This is a genomic window from Roseococcus microcysteis (genome assembly GCF_014764365.1).
GTDB classification, from domain to species: Bacteria; Pseudomonadota; Alphaproteobacteria; order Acetobacterales; family Acetobacteraceae; genus Roseococcus; species Roseococcus microcysteis.
Genome location: NZ_CP061718.1, coordinates 2,907,419 through 2,922,425, shown reverse-complemented (window position 1 = coordinate 2,922,425; position 15,007 = coordinate 2,907,419). Strand labels below are relative to the sequence as shown.

Here is a 15,007-nt window from a genome sequence, read left to right as displayed (position 1 = left end):
GAGCCCCCATGCCCCTCGACAGCCCGCTCTCCATCACCGACCGCCTGTTCCACACCGAGCTGGACCCCGCCGCCGCGCTGGCCCGCCTGCGGGAGGCCACGCTGGGCTGCGAGGATGGCGAGCTGTTCCTGGAATACCGCGAGAGCGAGGCGATCAGCCTGGAGGATGGCCGCATCCGCTCGGCCAGCTATGACACCTCGCGCGGCTTCGGGCTGCGCGCCGTGCAGGGCGAGGCGGCGGGCTATGCCCATTCGGGCGAGATCACCGACGCGGCGCTGGCCCGCGCGGCCGAGACGGTGAAGGCGGTGCGGCAGGGACGTTCGGGCACGCTGGACCTGGCGCCGCGCGCCACCAACACGCGCCTCTACGAACCCGCCAACCCGCTGACCGCCATGGGCTTCGCGGAGAAGACCGCGCTGCTGCTGGAACTCGACGCTTATGCGCGCGCGCTGGACCGGCGTGTGGTGCAGGTGATGGCCTCGCTGACCGGCGAATGGCAGGCGGTGCAGATCGTCCGCCCCGATGGCGAGCGCGTGGCCGATATCCGCCCCCTGGTGCGCTTCGGCGTCAGCGTGGTGGTGGAACAGGATGGCCGGCGCGAGACGGGCAGCTTCGGCACCGGCGGCCGCTTCGCCTATGCCCGCGTGCTGGAGAATGGGGGCTGGCAGCGCGGCGTGGCGGAAGCCCTGCGCCAGGCGCTGGTGAACCTGGACAGCCAGCCCGCCCCGGCCGGCGAAACCGAGGTGGTGCTGGGCCCGGGCTGGCCCGGCATCCTGCTGCACGAGGCGATCGGCCACGGGCTGGAGGGCGACTTCAACCGGAAGAAGACCAGCGCCTTCGCCGGGCTGGTCGGCACGCGCATCGCGGCCCCCGGCGTCACGGTGGTGGATGACGGCACCATCCCCGACCGCCGCGGCAGCCTGACGGTGGATGACGAGGGCACGCCCTCCGGCCGCATGGTCATGATCGAGGATGGCTATCTGCGCGGCTTCATCCAGGACCGGCAGAATGCCCGCCTGATGGGTGTCGCCCCCACCGGCAATGGCCGGCGGCAATCCTATGCGCACAGCCCCATGCCGCGCATGACCAACACGCTGATGATGAATGGCGAATACGCGCCGGAGGAGATCATCCGCAGCGTGAAGCGCGGCATCTTTGCGGTGAATTTCGGCGGCGGGCAGGTGGACATCACCAGCGGGAAATTCGTGTTTTCCATGAGCGAGGCCTACCGCATCGAGGACGGCAGGATCGGCGCGCCGGTGAAGGGCGCCACCCTCATCGGCAACGGGCCGGACGCGCTGACCAAGATCAGCATGATCGGCAATGACACGGGCATGGACCCCGGCATCGGCACCTGCGGGAAGCAGGGGCAGGGCGTGCCGGTGGGCGTGGGCCAGCCCACGCTGAAGATGATGGGGCTGACGGTGGGCGGGACTTCCCTCTGACGCTCACCCGGGACCGGGCAGCCACACCCGGAAGGTGGCGCCCTGCCCCGGCGGGCTCTCGATGACCAGCGTGCCGCGGTGCCGGTTCAGAATGTGCTTCACAATGGCGAGGCCGAGGCCGGTATTCCCCGCCGCCCGCGCCCGCCCCGAATCCACGCGGTAGAAGCGCTCGGTCAGGCGGGGGATGTGTTCGGGCGGGATGCCCGGCCCGTCATCGCGCACCTGGAAGGCGACACCCGGGCGGCCTGCATGGCGGGCGGGGGCGGCCTGCATCACCACCTCCTCCTTCGCGTGGCGCAGCGCGTTGTCCAGCAGGTTGCGCGCCACCTGGGCGATCTGGTCGGCATCGGCGGGGTCGGCGGGAAGCGCGCCCTCGGGGAGGTCGAGACGCAGGCGCACCTTGCGCGCGGCGAAGAGGGGTTCCACCGCCGCCGCCTCGGCGCGCAGCACGGCCTGCACGTCGGCGCGGCCCTGCGGGGGCAGATGCTCCGTGGCCTCGACGCGGGAGAGGCCCAGAAGGTCATCCACCAGGCGGCGCATGCGGTCCGCCTGGTCGGCCATGATGCCCAGGAAGCGCTGCTGCGCCGGCGGGTCGTCGGCGGCCGGGCCGCGCAGGGTCTCGATGAAACCCATCAGGCTGGCCAGCGGGGTGCGGAGTTCGTGGCTGGCATTGGCCACGAAATCCACGCGCATGCGCTCCACCGCGCGGGCGGCGGTGCGGTCGGTCAGCACCACCACCAGCCTTCCGCCATCGGCCAAGGGCGGGTTCATCGGGATCACCTGGGCCGAAAGCTCCCGCGTGGCCTGGCCGGGCAGGGTCAGGTCCAGGGATTGCGGGCGGGCCTCGGTCATCGCCCGGTCCACGGCGCCGGCCAGCAGGGGGTGGCGCAGCAGGGCCAGCACATCGCCCTGGCGCGTCTCACCCTCCGCGCCCGCGATGCCGAAGAGGCGGCGTGCGGCCTGGTTGGCGCGCAGTGGCGCGCGGTCGGGGCCCAGCACCAGCAAGGGGTCGGGCAGGGCCTCGACGATGGCCTCGTCGGCGGCGCGGAGCTGGCCGACCAGGGCGGCGCGCACCTCCAGCGATCGCACCAGCCGCGCCAGCCCTTCCTCGATCTCGACCAGGGCCGGCAGGGGCGGCAGGGGGGGCATTTCGTGGCGGAGCGGCCCCTCCTCCTCCGCCGCCCGCCGCAGCGCGGCCGCGAGCCGCGTCACGGCCGAAATCCACAGCCAGGCCACCGCGAAGGCCGCCCCCAGGCAGATCAGCAGCGCCAGCAGCCCCGGCCCCACCGACACCGCCCCCGTCACCATCAGGACGAGCAGCACCAGCACCGGCGCCGCCCCGGTCAGCAGCGTTGCCGCCAGGAGGCGGGCGGGCGTCAGCTTCCGGCGCCGCCCGGCACCGGGGCGGGCGAGACGAGGCGCGGCTGACCGCCCGGCTGCAGCGCGAAGACCGCAAGCCCACGGCGCGTGACGCCTCCGGCATCGAGCTGGATGGGCCCATCCGCGCCCAGGAAGGCGCTGCCGACAGGCGGCGCCCCCTCGCGCGCGGTGCGCGCGGCCAGCGCCACCGCGTCATAGGCGGGGCCCGCGAGGCGCGAGGCGCGGGCCTCGAAGGCGGCCTCGAACTGCTGGTCGAAGCGGTCGCGGCCCGAGGGGTCCGGCCCGGGGAAGAGCGCCCCGGCCAAAGCGGGTTCATCTCCCAGATTGGGCTCGGCCGCCCAGAGGATCGTGCCCAGGATCAGGGGGCGGCTGCCGCCCTCGGCCAGGGCTTGCGCGGCGGTGCGGGCGCCGGCGCCGGCGAAGGCCACCAGCACCGCCTGCACATCCGCCGCGCGCAGCGCCTCGGCCTGGGCCGCGAATTCCGTCGTGCGCTGCGGCACCAGCTGGATGGCGGGCGCGGGCCAGCCGGCCTGGCGCGCGGCCTCCCGCATGGCGGTGGCGAGGCGCTGGCCGAAGGCGTCATTGGGCGCCAACAGGCCGAAGCGCTGGGCGCCCTGCTCGTTGGCGGCGCTCATCACGCGGCGGGCCTGCTGGGTGGGGGTAATGCCCAGCACCCAGACCCGCCCGCTGGCCTGCGCCTCGTCCGAGGTGAAGGCGAAGACGGGCACGCGGGTGGTCCGCGCCACGGCGGCCGTCTCGCCGAGCGTCAGCGGGCCGGCGATGGCCAGCGCGCCCTGGCTTTCGGCATCGCGCGCCGCCTCGGCCGCGCCGGAAGCGGTGCTGCGGGTGTCGCGGGGCAGCAATTCGATGCGCCGGTCGCCCTGGTCGAAGAGGGCAAGCTGCCCGGCGTTCAGCATGGCCTGGCCGAGGGCCGCATTGCCGCCGGTCAGCGGGAGCAACAGGCCGACGCGGCGCACCGGCTCGGGCTGGGCCTGGGGCATGGCAAAGGGTGTCACGGGGGCGGCGAAAGGCCTGGGCCCGGAAACCTGGGCTTGCGGGGCGCAGCCGATCAGCGGAAGGAAGAGGGCCGCGAGGGCCGCCTGCCATGGAATACGAAACCTCATTGAACTCCCCCCTTCCGGTGGATTGACACTCGTCGCCACCCCGATCGGCAACCTGGACGATTTCCCGCCCCGCGCGCGGGCGGCCCTGGAACAGGCGGCCGCCATCTTGTGCGAGGATACCAGGGTAACGTCCAGGCTGCTGGCCCGGCATAGCATTTCCGCGACAATGATCGCGCTGCACGACCACAATGAGGCCGAGATGGCCCCCCGCCTGGTCGCGCGGATGCAGGCGGGCGAGGCGCTGGCGCTGGTGAGCGATGCCGGCACGCCGCTGGTCAGCGACCCCGGCTACAGGCTGGCGCGGGCCGCCATCGCGGCGGGCGTGCCGGTCACGGCCATTCCGGGGCCGAACGCGGCGCTGATGGCGCTGACGCTCTCCGGCCTGCCGCCGCACCCCTTCCTGTTCCATGGCTTCCTGCCGCCCAAGGCGGCCGCCCGCGCGGCGGAGATCGCGCGGATGGCGGCGCTGGAGGCGGCGGGGCTCTCGGCCACGCTGATCTTCTATGAAGCGCCGCACCGCGCGGCGGAGGCGCTGGCGGCCCTGGCCGAGGGTCTGGGCGCCGACCGCCCGGCCGCCCTGGCCCGCGAACTCACCAAGCGCTTCGAGGAGGTGCGGCGCGGCACGCTGGGCGAACTCGCCGCCCACTACGCCACCCATGAGGCGCGGGGCGAGGTGGTGCTCTGCGTCGGCCCCGCGCCGCCACCGGCCGAGACGGCCGCCGAGACGCTGGACGCCACGCTGCGCGATGCCATGGCACGGATGTCGGTGCGCGACGCCGCCGCCGCGGTGGCCGCCGCCACAGGTCTGCCCCGCAAGCGCGTCTATGCCCGCGCGCTGGAGCTGTCGTCGGAGGCGGGCGGCTCGACGGCGTAGCGCGCCGGAACGGGCTGCACCACGCGCCGGCCCAGCGAGACGGCGCCGGCGGGCAATGCCGCGAACATGTCCTTCTCGGCCTCGACCAGGGCGACACCCGCCAGGCGCCGCGCCGCGACGCGGCCCACGCTTTCCCACAGCCGGGCGCCGCGCAGGGCGAAGCGCCAGGGGAAGGGCGGGACGAAGAGCGCTTCCTCGCGGCGCAGCACATGGAACATGCGGGACTCCAGAAGCCGGCTGAGCTGCCCGCGCGAATAGGGGCGGCCCTGGCCGAAGGGCGTGTGGTCGAACAACGCCCAGGGGCCCAGCCGGTTGGGGGCCACCACCAGAAGGCGCCCATCATCCCGCAATACCCGCCAGCACTCGCGCAGCAGCGGGCGCACATGCTCGCTGGCTTCCAGCCCATGGATCAGCAGGATGCGGTCCAGGCTGCGGTCGGGCAGGGGAAGATCATGGTCATCGGTCAGGGCCGTGCCGTGGACCGGGGTGAAGCAGGCGGGCACCAGGCTGATGCGCCTTCCGCGCTGCCCGGCCCAGATTCCCATATAGGGCGCCGCCCAGCCCAGCCCCAGCACGTCGAGCCCCGTGCAGTCTGGCCAGAGGGCGGAAAGCCGCATGCGGATCAGCCGTATCGCCACCTGGCCCGGGGGGCTGGCGTAGAATTCGGGCAGACCATGGACCTCGCCACTCATGCAGGGGATATAGGGCGGCCACACCGCCAGAGGGAGGCCGCCATGGCTTTGACCGTGAAGCCCATCGCCATTCTCGACGACAATTACGCCTGGTTCCTGCGCGACGAGGCCACGGGCATGACCGCCGTGGCCGATGCCGCCGAGGCCGCGCCCGTCATCGCCTTCGTGGAAAAGGAGGGCGGGCGGCTGGATTGGCTGCTCATCACCCACCACCACGGCGACCATGTGGCCGGCATCCCGGAGGTGCAGGCACGCTTCGGCGCGAAGGTGGCCGGCGCCGCGGCCGACGCGCACCGGCTGCCCAGGCTGGATGTGGCGCTGAAGCCGGGCGACAGCTTCCAGCTGGGCGAGGCGAAGGCACATATCCTCGACAGCCCCGGCCACACGCTGGGTGCCATCGCCTGGCATTTCCCGGACGGGCCGGCCGTGCTGTCGGGCGACACGATGTTCGCCGCCGGCTGCGGCCGCCTGCTGGAGGGCACGCCGGCCGACATGCACGGCGCGCTGCAGGCCCTGGGCGCCCTGCCCGGCGAGACGCTGGTCTGCTGCGGGCATGAATACACGCTGTCCAACATCAAGTTCGCGCTGAGCGTGGAGCCGGACAACGCCGCGCTTCAGGCATTCGCCACGAAGGCCAAGGCGCTGCGCGAGGCGGGCCAGCCCACCGTGCCCACCACCATCGCGGACGAGCACGAATTCAACCCCTTCCTGCGCGCAAGTGACGTGGCGGAGCTTGCGGCCCGGCGCGCAGCGAAGGACAATTTCCGCTGAAGCAACAGGAAACGTCTTCATGAAATTGCACTTTTCGGGCACCAGCCCCTATGTCCGCAAATGCGTGGCCGTGGCCAAGCACCATGGGCTGAGCATGGAGCATGTGCCCGCCAACCCGGCGCAGAACCCGGCCTCGCTGCTGGCGGACAACCCGCTGTGCAAGGTGCCCTCCTTCGTCACGGATGACGGGCTGGCGCTGAACGACAGCCCGGTGATCTGTGAATACCTGGATCACATCGGCAAGGGTGCGAAGCTGTTCCCGGCGCCCGGCCCCGCGCGCTGGAAGGCGCTGGCCATGGCCGTGCTGGCCGATGGCATCCTGGACGCCGCGGTGCCGCGCCGCGGCGCCTCCATGCTGCCGCAGGATGAGGGCCGCCAGGCCGCCGATGCGCGCTTCAAGGCCGCCATGACGCGGGCCGTGGATGCGCTGGAGGGCATGGACCTGTCCGGACCGCTGGATATCGGCAAGGTCGGCGTGGTGTGCGCGCTGGGCTATCTCGACTTCCGCTACGCGCATGAGCCCTGGCGCCCGGGCCACCCGAAGCTGGAAGCCTTCTACGAGGCGCAGATGCAGAACCCCATCTTCGCCGAGACGAAGCCCGGCTGATGAACCTGGCCGACCCCGCGCTGGACGCGCGCGAGATCGTCACCGCCCTCGGCATGCAGCCGCATCCCGAGGGGGGCTATTATCGCGAGATCTGGCGTGACCGGCCGGAAGATGGCGGGCGCGGGGCCAGCACGGCCATCTACTACCTGCTGGGCCCCGGCGATGTGAGCCACTGGCACCGCGTGGACGCCGACGAGGCCTGGCACTGGTATGGCGGCGGGCCGCTGGTGCTGACCATGTCGCCCGATGGGCATGACGCCTCCGCCCACCATCTCGGCCCCGATCTGGGCGCGGGGCAGCGGCCTTTCTTGATGGTGCCGCGCGGGGTGTGGCAGAGCGCCGCCTCGCTGGGGCGCTGGACGCTGGTGGGCTGCACCGTCTCCCCCGCCTTCGACTTCGCGGGCTTCGAGATGGCCCCGCCCGACTGGCGGCCCACGCCGCGCGCCCCTTCGGGCCGATGAGCACCTCGCTCGCCTGGGATGAGCGCTATCGCGGCGGCGGCTTCCAGTTCGGGGAGGCGCCGAATGACTATCTGCGCGCGCAATCCTGGCGCTGGCGGCCCGGAATGTCCGCGCTGTGCCTGGGGGATGGTGAGGGGCGCAACGGCGTCTTCCTCGCGGAGCAGGGCCTCAACGTCACCACCCTGGACTGGTCGGAGGTGGGGGTTTCCAAGGCCCGCGCCCTGGCCGCGCGGCGGGGAGTGGCGCTCGATGCCCGCGTGGCGGATGCCGCCGCCTGGACGTATCCGGAAGCCAGCTTCGACCTGATCGCCTGGATCTACCTGCACCTGCCGCCGGCTGACCGCCACGCCGCCGCCCAGGGCTGCCTGCGCGCGCTGAAGCCGGGCGGGCTGCTGGTGCTGGAATGTTTTTCCCCCGCGCAGGAGGGGCGGCGTTCCGGCGGGCCGAAGCTGCCCGAACTGCTCTGGTCCCGTGCCATCGCGGAGGCCGAGTTCGCCGCGCTGCAAACCCTGGAACTGACCGAGGGCGCCGTCCACCTCGACGAAGGCCCGCGCCACCAGGGCCTGGCCGAGGTCGTGCGTGGGGTCTGGCGGCGATAGCGCCGATGCAGCCCGTCTGCCTCACCTTCGACAATGGTCCTGAACCCGAGGCGACGCCGCTGGTGCTGGAGGTGCTGGCGCGGCGCGGCATCCAGGCGAGTTTCTTCCCCATCGGCACCAAGCTGCGTGACCCGGCGCGGCGCGCGCTGGCGGAACGCGCCCTGGCCGAGGGGCACCGCATCGGCAACCACACCCTGCACCATGGCACGCCGCTGGGCCTTCGCCCGGCCGGGGAGGCGGTGGCGGAAATCACCGGCGCCGAGGCCCTGCTGGATGGCCTGAACGCCCATCGCCTGTTCCGCCCCAATGGCGGCGGGGGACGGATCGGGCCGCATCTGCTCAACCGCGCGGCCTTGGACCACCTGGCGACCGAAGCCTATTCCTTGGTGCTGTGGAATGCCGTCCCGCGCGACTGGGACGACGCGGAGGGCTGGCCCGACCGCGCCCTGGCCGCCGTGCGGCAGGCCCATTCCCCCGTGCTGATGGTGCTGCACGACCTGCTGCCGGGCGCCATGGCCCATCTCGACCGGGTGCTGGGCCAATTGGCCGAGGAAGGCGCCCGCTTCACCCCGGACTTCCCCGCCGCCTGCCTGCCGCTGGTGGCCGGCCGGCCCGCGCCGGGCTACGAACTCACAAAAATCTGCCAGGAGGAAAACGCCACATGAACAGCACCACCCGCCGTGCCTTGCTGGGCGCGGGGCTCGCCGCCCCCGCCGTCATCGCCGCACCGGCCCGCGCGCAGGGCGCCTGGCCGCAGCGTCCCATCCGCCTGATCGTGCCCTTCGCGGCCGGCACCAGCACCGACATCGTGGGGCGGTTGATCGGCCAGCACCTCTCGCGCGGGCTCGACGGGCATGTGGTGGTGGTCGAGAACCGCGCCGGCGCGGGTGGCACCATCGGCGCGGCGGCGGTGGCGCAGGCCGCGCCCGATGGCCACACGCTGCTGCTGGGCGTGATCGGCACGCATGCGGTGAACCCGCATCTGATGCGGGGCCTGACCTATGACCCGGCGCGCGACTTCACGCCCATCCTGGCGCATTCCAAGACCAAGATCCTGCTGGTGGTGCCGCCCTCGCTCGGCGCGCGGAACCTCGCGGATTTCCTGGCGCTGGCGCGGCAGCGCACGATGAACATCGGCTCGGCCGGCACGGGCACCACGGGGCATCTCAACCAGGCGCTGCTGGCCAATCTCAGCGGCATCCCGATGAACCATGTGCCCTATCGCGATGGCGGCCAGGCGGTGACGGACCTCGTCTCCGGGCGGCTGGACGGCATGTTCTACCACACGCAATTCGTGCGGCCGCATGTGCAGCAGGGCACGATGATGGCGCTCGGCATCACGGGCACGGAGCGGTCGAACCTGATGCCGCAGGTGCCGAGCTTCGCGGAAGGCGGCTTCCCCGGCATCGCGGCCGAGGGTTGGTGGGCCATGTTCGGCCCGGCGCGGATGCCGGAGCCCATCGTCACCCGCGTGAACCGCATCCTGAACGAGGCGCTGCGCGACCAGGCGACGCTTTCGGTGCTGAACAACAGCGGCATCGAGCCCATCGGCGGCACGCCGGAGGAACTCAGCCGCTTCCAGCAGGAGGAATTCCAGCGCTGGGGCGAAGTGATCCGGCGGGCGGACATCCGGGTGGATTCGTAACGCGTGATCGCTGAAGGGCGGAACGCCCGAAGGCGTGAATCACGCGGCAATTGAGACCGCGGCTCAGCGCGGCGCACCCTCCAGCCACACCCTGCCCGCCGCCTCGGCCGGCAGCGGCGTGGCGGGGGCGGCCATGAAGGCGAGGAGGTCGCGCACCACCTCTTCGCGCACCGCGTCGCGCAGCAGCAGGTGCCAGCCTTCCGGGTAAAAGACCACGCGGGGCACGGCGGCGTCGCGCAGGGCGCGGCGGGCGGAGGCGGTCGGGATCACGCGGTCCTTGCCGCCCATCAGGAACAGGGTGGGCGTGGCGCGGCAGCAGCCGGGCAGGGCGGCGACGGCGTCGTCCATCAGGGCGACCAGCCCCTCCAGCATGTCCAGCCGGATGTGGCTCAGCGTCAGCGGGTCGTTCGCGAAGCGGCGCAGCGCGGCCGCATTGTCGCTGGCGGCGATCCCCCCCGCCACGGCGGGCGAGGCGAGCGGCCCCAGCACCGCCGCCCCCACCGCCAGCGGCGGGCGCAGGAACCAGGGGAAGTAATCACCGCCCCAGATGGCGGGCGAGGAGAGGATGAGGCCCGAAATTCCCTCGGGCTGCGCCAGCAGCGCGACGGCCCCGCCCAGGCTTTCGCCCAGCAGGAAGAAGGGCAGGCCCGGGTGGCGTTGGCGCAGCAGGGCGACGGCCGCGCGGGCATCGGCCACCATGCGATCCCGCCCCGCCCAGAGGCCCCGCGTGGCGGTCCAGCCGAAGCCGCGCTGGTCATAGGCGTAGACCAGCGCCCCACCGGCCGCGAGCTGCGGGCCGCTTTCCAGCAGGAAGTTGCCGCCATGGTCGCCCAGCCCGTGCAGGGCCAGCAGCACGACGCGCGGCGGGCCGTCGGGGCGCCAGGCGCGCAGGGGCAGGCGGGCGCCGTCCTCCATGACGAGGTCCGCCTCCGGGCGCGGGCCGGCGGGCTGGGGCCGGGGCGGCGAGACGTCCAGCAGATAGGCCGGGTGCGGCGCCCAGGGCAGCGGCCCGGCCTCAAAGGGCGCGATGGCCGGCCCGGCGACCACCGGCGGCAGGCGTTCGGACGGCACGCAGGCGCCCAGCGCCAGCAGCAACAGGAGGAGGAGACGACCCATGCCCCTGGCATATGGGGGAGGTTCCGTCTGGTCCATCCTCCGCCGCTTGGGTATGTTCGGGGGAAGCAAACGCCAGGACCCGACTTCGATGCGCGACCCGCAGATCACCGGCTATACCCCCGTCCTGACCGAGGGCGTCACCCCGCAGGAGGTCATCCTGGTGGAAACCCGCCAGGTGCGCTGCGATGGCGGCGGCGGCACGCTGGGCCACCCCTCCATCTTCATGCGCATCGAGCACGAGCAGGTGACCTGCCCCTATTGCTCCCGCACCTACCGCCTGAAGGACGGGGCGGGTGACGACCACGCCCATTGAGGGCGTGGCGGAGGCGTCGCGCCCCGTCCTGCCCGCCGAGGACCGCCACCTGATCCTGGTGGATGGCAGCGGCTACATCTTCCGCGCCTACCACGCCCTGCCACCCATGACGCGCCCGGATGGCACGCCGGTGAACGCGGTGTTCGGCTTCGCGCAGATGCTGGAGAAATTCCTCAGCCAGCATGTGGCGAGCCACATCGCCGTGGTGTTCGACAGCGCGCGCGAGACCTTCCGCAACGCGATCTACCCCGCCTACAAGGCGCACCGGCCGGAGCCGCCGGAAGAGCTGATCCCGCAATTCGCCCTGATTCGTGACGCCACCGATGCCTTCGGCGTCTGCCGCGTGGAACTGCCGGGCTTCGAGGCGGATGACCTGATCGCGAGCTATGCGCGCGAATTCGAGGCCGAGGGCGGGCGCGTCACCATCGTCTCCTCCGACAAGGATCTGATGCAGCTGATCCGCGACCGCGTGATCATGCTGGACCCCATCAAGCAGAAGCCCATCCGCGCGCCCGAGGTGCTGGAGAAATTCGGCGTGGCGCCGGAGAAGGTGGTCGAGGTCCAGGCGCTGGCCGGCGACGCCACCGACAATGTGCCGGGCGTGCCGGGCATCGGCATCAAGACCGCCGCGCAGCTCATCACCGAATATGGTGATTTGGAAACGCTGCTGGCCCGCGCGGGCGAGATCAAGCAGCCCAAGCGGCGCGAGGTGCTGCAAACCCATGCCGAGGCGGCGCGCATCTCCCGCCGCCTGGTGCAGCTCGACGCCAATGCCCCCCTGCCCTGCCCGGTCGAGGACATGCGCGCCCGCGCGCCCGAGCCCGCGCGGCTGCTGGCCTTTCTGCGCGAGAACAATTTCCGCTCGCTCCTGGCGCGGCTGGGCGAAGGGGATGGCGGGGCGCCGCATCGTCCGCGTCCCATGGCGGAAACCACCGAGGCGCCGGCCGAGGCCAAGCCCTTCGGCCCCTACACCACCATCACCGACCGCGCGACGCTCGACCTCTGGGTGGCGGAAGCCCGCACGGCCGGCGTGGTGGCGCTGGACACGGAGACGACCAGCCTCGATGCGCTGGCGGCCAGGCTGGTGGGCATCTGCATGGCCGTGGCCCCCGGGCGCGCGGCCTATATCCCGCTGGCCCATGAAGCGCCCGACATGCTGACGGAGACGCCCGCGCAACTGCCGCAGGCCGAGGCCGTTGAGGCGCTGCGGCCGCTCCTGGCCGACCCGGGCGTGCTCAAGGTGCTGCACAACGCGAAATACGACATCGAGGTGCTGGCCAACCCGGCCAATGGCGGGCTGCTGGTGGCGCCCGTCGACGACACCATGATGATCTCCTACGCGCTGGAGGCGGGGCTGCACGGGCATGGGATGGATGAGCTGTCGCAGCTCCATCTCGGCCACAAGCCCATCTCCTTCGACGAGGTCACGGGCACGGGCCGCGCGCGCATCAGCTTCGCGCAGGTGCCGCTGGACCGCGCCACCGCCTATGCCGCCGAGGATGCCGACGTCACGCTGCGGCTGTGGCACGCGCTGCGCCCACGCCTGCGCGCCGAGAAGGCGCTGGCCCTCTACGAGCAGGTGGAACGCCGGATGATCCCGGTGCTGGCCGCCATGGAGACGGCCGGCATCAAGGTGGATGGCGCGGAGCTTTCCCGCATCGGCCAGGATTTCGCCGAACGGCTGGTGGTGCTCGAGGCCGAGTGCCACCGCCTTGTGGGCCGCCCCTTCAACGTGGGCTCGCCCAAGCAGTTGGGCGAAATCCTGTTTCAGGAAATGGGCCTGAAGGGCGGCAAGAAGGGCAAGACCGGCGCCTATTCCACCGATGCCTCCGTGCTGGAGGAGATGGCGGCGCAGGGGGTGGAACTCGCCCGCGTGGTGCTGGACTGGCGGCAGCTCGCCAAGCTGAAATCCACCTATGTGGAGGGGCTGGCCGCGGCGCTGGCGCCGGATGGCCGGGTCCACACCTGCTTCTCGATGGCGATGACCAGCACGGGCCGGCTTTCCTCCACCGAGCCCAATTTGCAGAACATCCCGATCCGAACCGAGGAGGGCGTGCGCATCCGCCGCGCCTTCGTGGCCGAGCCCGGCCATGTGCTGTTGAGCGCCGACTACAGCCAGATCGAGCTGCGCCTGCTGGCGCATCTGGCCGACGTGCCGACGCTGCGCGAGGCCTTCGCCAATGGCGAGGACATCCACAGCCGCACGGCGGCGGAAATCTTCCACCTCGCGCCGGGGCAGGTGGACAAGGAGGCGCGGCGCCGCGCCAAGACCATCAATTTCGGCATCATCTACGGCATGTCCGCCTTCGGCCTCGCCGCCCGGCTGGGCATCGGCCCGGGCGAGGCGCGCGGCATCATCGACGCCTATTTCGCGCAATACCCCGGCATCCGCGCCGAGATGGAGCGCCTGAAGGACGAGGCGCGCATCCATGGCCATGTGCTGAGCCCCTTCGGGCGCCGCCTCTGGATCGCGGACATCAAGTCCAAGGACCCGGTGCGCCGCGGCGGGGCCGAGCGCCAGGCCATCAACGCCCCCTTCCAGGGGGGCGCGGCCGAGGTCATCAAGCGGGCCATGGTGCGCGTGCCCCAGGCGCTGCGCGAGGCGGGCCTCTCCGCCCGCATGCTGCTGCAGGTCCATGACGAACTGGTGCTGGAGGTGCCGGAGGCCGAGGTGGAGGCCACCGCCGCCACCCTGAAGTCCGTGATGGAGAGTGTGGCGCAACTTCGCGTGCCGCTGCTGGTCGAGGTGGGCCATGGCCGGTCCTGGGCGGAGGCGCACTGAGATGTCGGGCTTTTCCACCGCCGAGCGGCGCACGCTTTTCGCCATTTCCGGCGCGCATTTCGTCAGCCACCTGCACATCCTGGCCCTGCCGCCGCTCTTCCCGCTGCTGCGCGACGCGATGGGGGTGAGCTTCCTCGAACTCGGCCTCGCCTTGACCGTGTTCAACGTGGTCTCCTTCTTCACCCAGGCGCCCATGGGCTTCCTGGTGGACCGCTGGGGGCCGCACCGCGTGCTGGTGACGGGGATGATGCTGGGGGGCCTGGCGCTGGCACTCGCGGGCATCTTCCAGGAATATTCCTGGCTGCTGGCGGCCTCGGCGCTGCTGGGGCTGGCCAACAGCGTCTATCACCCGGCCGACTACGCCATCCTGGGCCGCGACGTGGCCGAGGACCATGTGGGCCGCGCCTTCTCCATCCACACCTTCGCGGGCTACCTGGGTGGCGCGGTGGCGCCGGCCTTCATGCTGGGCACGGCCTGGGTGTTCGGGCTGGGCGGGGCGCTGGTGGCGGCGGGGCTGCTGGGGCCGCTGCTGGCCCTGCCGCTGATCCGCCCGGCCCTGTCCGAACGCCCGGCGCCCCCACGGCCCAAGGCGGCGCCCGGCGCGCCCAGCGTGTTCAGCGCGGCGGTGCTGACGCTGACGGTGTTCTTCGTGCTGATCAGCCTCTCCGCGGGCGGCGTGCAGAGCTTCGCGGTCTCGGCCTGGGGGGCCTTCAGCGGGTTGTCGCTGGCCTCGGCCAACATCGCGCTCACGGCCTGGCTGGCGCTGAGCGCGGTGGGCGTGCTGGCCGGCGGCTTCATCGCCGACCGCACGCGCCGCCACGGGCTGGTGGCGGCGGCGGGCTTCGGCGGGGCGGCGCTGCTGATCCTGGTGGCGGGGCTGGTGCCCATGGGCGTGGTGCCGCTGACGCTGGTCATGGCGGCCTCGGGCTTCTTGACGGGCCTCATCATGCCCTCGCGCGACATGCTGGTGCGCGCGGCGGCACCTCCAGGGCAGGCGGGGGCGGTGTTCGGCATCGTCACCACCGGCTTCAACATCGGTGGCATCGCGGGGCCGCTGATGTTCGGCTTCCTGTTGGACAACGGCCAGCCCCAGGCGATCTTCGTCGCGGCGGCCGGGTTCATGGGCATCGCGGTGGCGATGGCGCTGTGGCAGGAGCAGAAGCGGTCGCGACGGGTATTGGCCGCGGCCGAGTAGGCT

At 72.3% G+C, this 15,007-nt stretch carries 15 protein-coding genes; 11 read left to right on the top strand and 4 right to left on the bottom strand.

From position 1 onward, the window contains the following. The first annotated feature begins 8 nt into the window (after positions 1–8). Positions 9–1,445 (top strand): metalloprotease TldD, encoded by a 1,437-nt coding sequence (gene tldD / locus ICW72_RS14070; protein ID WP_191083286.1) that lies wholly within the window; start codon positions 9–11, stop codon positions 1,443–1,445. A 3-nt stretch (positions 1,446–1,448) separates the two neighbouring features. On the opposite strand, the gene ICW72_RS14065 is transcribed toward tldD, so the two are convergent. Together ICW72_RS14065 and ICW72_RS14060 are read right to left on the bottom strand one after the other, a co-directional pair. Beyond that, on the bottom strand, positions 1,449–2,774 hold the full coding sequence (locus ICW72_RS14065; RefSeq protein WP_223880594.1) for an ATP-binding protein: 1,326 nt from the start codon (positions 2,772–2,774) through the stop codon (positions 1,449–1,451). Between the two features lie 47 nt (positions 2,775–2,821). After that, positions 2,822–3,841 carry a penicillin-binding protein activator gene (locus ICW72_RS14060; RefSeq protein WP_191083285.1) on the bottom strand — a complete coding sequence of 340 codons (1,020 nt, stop codon included), beginning with the start codon at positions 3,839–3,841 and terminating at the stop codon, positions 2,822–2,824. 94 nt (positions 3,842–3,935) lie between these two features. Between ICW72_RS14060 and rsmI the strand changes: the two genes are divergently transcribed. Next, on the top strand, positions 3,936–4,823 hold the full coding sequence (gene rsmI, locus ICW72_RS14055; protein WP_223880979.1) for a 16S rRNA (cytidine(1402)-2'-O)-methyltransferase: 888 nt from the start codon (positions 3,936–3,938) through the stop codon (positions 4,821–4,823). Here the strand turns inward: rsmI and ICW72_RS14050 are convergent. Beyond that, complete coding sequence (locus tag ICW72_RS14050; protein ID WP_191083283.1) at positions 4,772–5,515, bottom strand: methyltransferase domain-containing protein; 744 nt, start codon at positions 5,513–5,515, stop codon at positions 4,772–4,774. The two genes, rsmI and ICW72_RS14050, sit on opposite strands and share 52 nt — an antisense overlap. Before the next feature lie 42 nt (positions 5,516–5,557). On the opposite strand from ICW72_RS14050, the gene gloB reads away from it, so the two are divergent. Genes gloB through ICW72_RS14020 form a run of 6 tightly spaced genes read left to right on the top strand, consistent with a single transcriptional unit; the run spans position 5,558 to position 9,598 of the window. Continuing rightward, entirely contained in the window at positions 5,558–6,286 is a 729-nt protein-coding gene (gloB, locus tag ICW72_RS14045; protein WP_191083282.1) for a hydroxyacylglutathione hydrolase, read from the top strand. 19 nt (positions 6,287–6,305) lie between these two features. Beyond that, positions 6,306–6,893 (top strand): glutathione S-transferase N-terminal domain-containing protein, encoded by a 588-nt coding sequence (locus ICW72_RS14040; protein WP_191083281.1) that lies wholly within the window; start codon positions 6,306–6,308, stop codon positions 6,891–6,893. Beyond that, positions 6,893–7,354, top strand: coding sequence for a cupin domain-containing protein (locus ICW72_RS14035; RefSeq protein ID WP_191083280.1), 462 nt, complete (start codon positions 6,893–6,895; stop codon positions 7,352–7,354). The genes ICW72_RS14040 and ICW72_RS14035 overlap by 1 nt, the downstream gene beginning before the upstream one ends. Further along, the gene (locus ICW72_RS14030) at positions 7,351–7,953 is read left to right on the top strand and encodes a class I SAM-dependent methyltransferase (RefSeq protein WP_191083279.1); all 603 of its coding nucleotides are present in this window, start codon (positions 7,351–7,353) and stop codon (positions 7,951–7,953) included. The genes ICW72_RS14035 and ICW72_RS14030 overlap by 4 nt, the downstream gene beginning before the upstream one ends. Positions 7,954–7,958: 5 nt before the next feature. Continuing rightward, the gene (locus ICW72_RS14025) at positions 7,959–8,618 is read left to right on the top strand and encodes a polysaccharide deacetylase family protein (protein WP_191083278.1); all 660 of its coding nucleotides are present in this window, start codon (positions 7,959–7,961) and stop codon (positions 8,616–8,618) included. Beyond that, positions 8,615–9,598, top strand: coding sequence for a Bug family tripartite tricarboxylate transporter substrate binding protein (locus ICW72_RS14020; protein WP_191083277.1), 984 nt, complete (start codon positions 8,615–8,617; stop codon positions 9,596–9,598). Before ICW72_RS14025 ends, ICW72_RS14020 begins: the two co-directional genes overlap by 4 nt. A 63-nt stretch (positions 9,599–9,661) precedes the next feature. Here ICW72_RS14020 and ICW72_RS14015 read toward each other — a convergent pair whose 3' ends face one another. Further along, positions 9,662–10,714 carry an alpha/beta fold hydrolase gene (locus ICW72_RS14015; RefSeq protein WP_191083276.1) on the bottom strand — a complete coding sequence of 351 codons (1,053 nt, stop codon included), beginning with the start codon at positions 10,712–10,714 and terminating at the stop codon, positions 9,662–9,664. Positions 10,715–10,802: 88 nt separating this feature from the next. Between ICW72_RS14015 and ICW72_RS14010 the strand changes: the two genes are divergently transcribed. From ICW72_RS14010 to ICW72_RS14000, 3 genes are read left to right on the top strand one after another with little or no spacing between them, the layout of a single operon-like run. Then, positions 10,803–11,027 carry a zinc-finger domain-containing protein gene (locus ICW72_RS14010; protein WP_191083275.1) on the top strand — a complete coding sequence of 75 codons (225 nt, stop codon included), beginning with the start codon at positions 10,803–10,805 and terminating at the stop codon, positions 11,025–11,027. Next, on the top strand, positions 11,008–13,809 hold the full coding sequence (gene polA, locus ICW72_RS14005; RefSeq protein ID WP_408639208.1) for a DNA polymerase I: 2,802 nt from the start codon (positions 11,008–11,010) through the stop codon (positions 13,807–13,809). The genes ICW72_RS14010 and polA overlap by 20 nt, the downstream gene beginning before the upstream one ends. A gap of 1 nt (position 13,810) precedes the next feature. Then, on the top strand, positions 13,811–15,004 hold the full coding sequence (locus ICW72_RS14000; RefSeq protein WP_191083274.1) for an MFS transporter: 1,194 nt from the start codon (positions 13,811–13,813) through the stop codon (positions 15,002–15,004). The last annotated feature ends 3 nt before the right edge of the window (positions 15,005–15,007 follow it).